General features: G+C 42.5%; 2 protein-coding genes and 2 pseudogenes. 1 reads left to right on the plus strand and 3 read right to left on the minus strand.

Annotated features, from left to right (window positions below; translation table 11 throughout):
- Positions 1–195: pseudogene (locus RIG27_RS27470) on the plus strand (hypothetical protein); the annotation flags it as partial.
- A gap of 37 nt (positions 196–232) precedes the next feature.
- Here the strand turns inward: RIG27_RS27470 and RIG27_RS27475 are convergent.
- From RIG27_RS27475 to RIG27_RS27485, 3 genes and pseudogenes are all read right to left on the minus strand, one after another.
- Positions 233–778, minus strand: coding sequence for an EF-hand domain-containing protein (locus tag RIG27_RS27475; RefSeq protein WP_446350329.1), 546 nt, complete (start codon positions 776–778; stop codon positions 233–235).
- 877 nt (positions 779–1,655) lie between these two features.
- A complete protein-coding gene (locus RIG27_RS27480; RefSeq protein ID WP_446340792.1) occupies positions 1,656–4,076 on the minus strand; it encodes a sucrose synthase in 2,421 nt (806 codons plus the stop codon).
- A pseudogene (locus tag RIG27_RS27485) lies at positions 4,076–4,379 on the minus strand (hypothetical protein); the annotation flags it as partial. The pseudogene RIG27_RS27485 and the gene RIG27_RS27480, both read right to left, overlap by 1 nt.

The raw sequence follows: 4,379 nt of genomic DNA on the forward strand, positions 1-4,379 counted from the left end.
CAAGATGCTCATAGTAGCGAGCAAGATGCTCATAGTAGCGAGCAAGATGCTCATAGTAGCGAGCAAGATGCTCATAGTAGCGAGCAAGATGCTCATAGTAGCGAGCAAGATGCTCATAGTAGCGAGCAAGATGCTCGCACTACTACAACGATTTTGCCATTATTGATATTAAGGTTTAAATGCCGAACAGCTTAATAAACCTTCTGCTCCCCTGCTCCCCCACACCTCTACATCAATAAGGTCCAAACATCTCGTTAGCTGGCACGTCTGGATTGTCGCTGTAGAAAAACTCACGAATGAGTTGTAGGACTTCCTCTTTGCTTAAAAAACCATCCTGATTGGTATCTAATTTAGGAAATACTCGTGGAGCATAAACAGGCGACACATTGTAAACACTTAAAATCCCTGCCCACTCTGCTTGGCTAATTTTTCCATCTTCATCTTTATCAAACACCTCGAAAACTAATTCCATAAAGAAATGGATGTTGTGCAGGTATTTCTCTTCATTATTTAAAATTATAGAATAATAAGTTAGCCATTCTTCTAAGCTAACTTTTTTATTGTGGGTTATATCTGCATCTCGTTTCAATTCTTCCCAGTTGCGATTACAGTTATTAAGTAAAATTTGATACCTAGGGGAGCGCGAACCCCAGTGTCTTAATGCGGCTAACTTTTTTATAATATTTTCAAAATCTTGATAAGCTAAAGCGCCATCAAACTTGGCATCATGCATACTAAAAAATTTAGTCAGTTTGCGCGTTTGTAGTTCAGTCAGCATAAGTTTCCCCTCTGAGAGTAGAGACATTGCAGGCAACGTCTCTACAATATCATTTCCCCACGTCACAGAGACTTATGGGTAGTTTGACAATCTCCCTTCTGGAAGAAGGGAGATTCTATGGAGATTTCGCTCCATATATCCCGATAAACGGGTTCCTAGGCACACAGCGTCAGCCTCAAGGGGTGCTGTGTTATCTCCTTAGTACCCTGTTAATTCAGGGCTCTTGCGTTTCAAACAGAGTTAACTGCTTGGGTTTCGTCGAGTCCCGGCGTACCTTATTTATCAAGTTGACTTCGACTTCGCAGCCGCAAGCTAGCTCTATTCTAGAATAACGGCGAATTCATTCGCCGTGTCGAACTTCATCCCCGATTTAAAAATCATGTCCTCGAACTAATCTTCGATTGAGCGTGGGATGAATCGCCAGTTTATTATTGACAACTTGCTTGTTGTAAGCTAATGTTAAGGATAAATTGTTTTTGTATTTCATTGACAAAGCTGTAAAAGCTGGTAAATTGACAGCAAAAACTAAATTCCATAACTACAGTTTCTCTTGCGATAAGCAAGAAGTGGGCTCTTGCGTATTCCCCACTATAAAACGCCGGAAACGTCGTTCTGAAACGGAACCCCAAAGGAAGCCTACAACCGTACCCGTAGGGTCGGTGTAGGAGGACGTCACAAACCCAGCTATCCCAGCATCAGCAAAACTCTTGTTTAGACCCGATTTGGCAGCTTGCCCATTAGCGAGGAACGCTTACAGCAGTTCCCGATGTCATGAAGTACAGTAGCAGCAATGAAGAAACTAATTTCTGAGATTGGAGATTGATGTTGTACCCTATTGCAGTGGAAACCGCTATATCTGTCGATCCTCACCAAAGAATCAACGCTTCATCTGTTCTTCTAACAATTGTTGGGCGCGAGGCTTATAAATGAGATAGAACAATGCCTCAATATACCGCACTAAATCCTCCCGATCTTCTTTCGAGGTATAATTCCAAAACCCATAAATACGCGCCAAGGATAACAGGCGGCTGGTGTGAATCTTCCAGGTATAGGTACTATACACCCGTTCCATTCCTCGATTGGAAATCTCTAACCAATAATCGGGATTTTGTTCACATTTAGACAGAAACTCCAAAATCTTCTGGGCAGTATCTTCCAGATTCGTGGGGTTAATTAAGAACCCATTAACTTTATCCTGAATAATCTCTAATGGACCGCCAAACTGAGTGCCAAATGTGGGCAACCCAGAAATCATCGCTTCTAAAATGGTCAAACCAAAGGCTTCAAACAGTGCAGGTTGAACAAAAATTCCTCGGTGATCTGCAATCACGCGATAGATTTCTCCTGAATCCCGCTTGGGTAAGCGCACCCCTAACCAGCGAACTTTACCATGTAAATTGTATTCATCAATGAGTCGATATAGTTTGACAATTTCATCCCGTTCTTCGTTATCTGTCGAGTCTTCCGTGCGTAGTTTACCGGCGACAAAAATTAAATTACATTGCGCTTGTAACGCTTGACTCTTGCCAAAACATTCCGTTAACCCGGTAAGATTTTTAATTCGATCCAGACGTGCCATGGAGAAAAGAGGACGCTTGGTCGGATCATCTAATGTGCCATAGACTTGAGTCGGATCATCTAAAGTAAAGATTAACTCCTCTAACCGTTCACAATCCCCAGGAACCCGATCCTCAGTCCGAGTATACGGGAAGAAAACCTGTTCATTCACTCCCGGCGGCACCACATTAAACTTGGGTGAAAATAACTCAATCCCATTCACCACATGATACAAATCCGGCATGGTGAAATTCTGGTAGGATTCATACTGACCCACACTATCCGATTTCCCGACAATTTCCTGATACGTACTGCTGATAATAAAATTCGCCGCATTCATGGCAATCAAATCAGCAGTAAATTGGATTGAGAAATGATATTGCTCTTCTAATTCCTGCCAATAGAGATTACTAAATAAGTATTTAGACTTTTCCAAAGCGTGAGCAACAATACACTGAGTGACATCCATGCGGCGGGATAGGAGAAATGCCACCAAATTGCCATCTGAATAGTTGCCAACAATAAAATCAGGAACCCCTTGAAATTCTGCCCGAAGTTCTTTTTCCGCATCAATCGCATAAGTTTCCAGGTAGGGCCAAATTTCAAACCGAGAAATCCAGTTCTGAGTAATGTTGGGATTAAATTCTCGGAAGGGAACCCGCAAAATCCAAGCATTATCCGTGCCATGAACTTTTTCTAAGCGTTCGTTACAGCGAGTGCCATCATTATTGGGAATTAACCGGGATAAAATAATCACCTTGGGATTCACCTTCAGCAACTCTAACCCAGCCAGTTTAATATCTTCTTGAAGCTGCTTTTCTAAACTCCGGGCTTGATCTAGAACATAAACGACTTGACCCCCCGTGTCGGGACGCCCTAAAACGCCTTCTTGTCCAAACCACCCATGAATGGAAACTAAGACAATCCGAAAAATCATTGGAATGCGGGACAGGAATTTTTCCAATCCTTGGTGATCCGGAGAATCAATCAGTTCATCGAGGATTTCTAGGGTTTCTCGGACTCGACTGGCGGTATTCCCCCAACCTGCTTCAAACCCCATGTCTTGTAGCTTGAAACGAAAACTTTCGTAGGGTTCATCATCGGGGCGTTCGCTAACAAAGCCGAGGGCTAATTTGACCTGATCGGAAAGCTGCTGTTGGCTGTTAATCCGTCCGTTAATCAGAAGTTGAATCCCTTGTACTTCATGGAGACTGAGGAAATTAAATAACGATTCTTGCCAGTGGCGGGGTTCTTGAAATAGTTTACTCGACAGAAAGCGATTCAGGAACTGAACCCCCTTACCAATATTTTTCGAGTCCCGAATAATTGGACTATAATCATAAAATGGTTTAAAATCTAGTTCTAGGACATCCCCTTCATGGGGACGATAATGATTGACGAAGCGATCGCGCAAATCGAGCAGTCTTTGAATCGTAATCGGCTCTACGGTTAAGTCTTCTAAAACTTGAAATGCTTCTTGTTCGGCAATCTTGGGGCGGATAATTAGGTAAAGACTTTCCTGATCGAGAATAATTTCCTGGGTGTAATAAATCAGTCGCCCTAGATTCGACGAATGATAAAAATCGTCTGGTTTTTCCTGGTCAGCGCAGTATTGACTAAAATCAGACAGAATATCGTTTCGCAGGAGATACCGGGGTCCTGACTGTTTTAATTGGCTGGCAAATTGACGTAAATCATTGCGTTCTTCACTATCAAGTACGTTCTGAATGAGGTAGAGCATTACAATGTCCCAAGCACTTTCTTCAAAAAGGATAGAAGTGGTAGAGACGTTGCATGCAACGTCTCTACCATAAGATGTGTCTTAACCGCTATGGCGGTTACTATATCAGTAGTTGGACAAAAGAAAACAGAATGCCCATGCTGGTTTTGTAAACAAGCCTCCAACCCTGACCAATGACCAATGACCAATGACCAATGACCAATGACCAATGACCAATGACCAATGACCAATGACCAATGACCAATGACCAATGACCAATGACCAATGACCAATGACCAATGACCAATGACCAATGACCAATGA

The sequence above is a fragment of the Coleofasciculus sp. F4-SAH-05 genome (genome assembly GCF_040222985.1).
GTDB classification, from domain to species: domain Bacteria; phylum Cyanobacteriota; class Cyanobacteriia; order Cyanobacteriales; family Coleofasciculaceae; genus Coleofasciculus; species Coleofasciculus chthonoplastes.

Excerpts from the sequence above, each read along its gene's own strand:
- RIG27_RS27475 (WP_446350329.1), bottom strand. The coding sequence starts at position 778 with ATGCTGACTGAACTACAAACGCGCAAACTGACTAAATTTTTTAGTATG.
- RIG27_RS27480 (WP_446340792.1), bottom strand. The coding sequence starts at position 4,076 with ATGCTCTACCTCATTCAGAACGTACTTGATAGTGAAGAACGCAATGAT.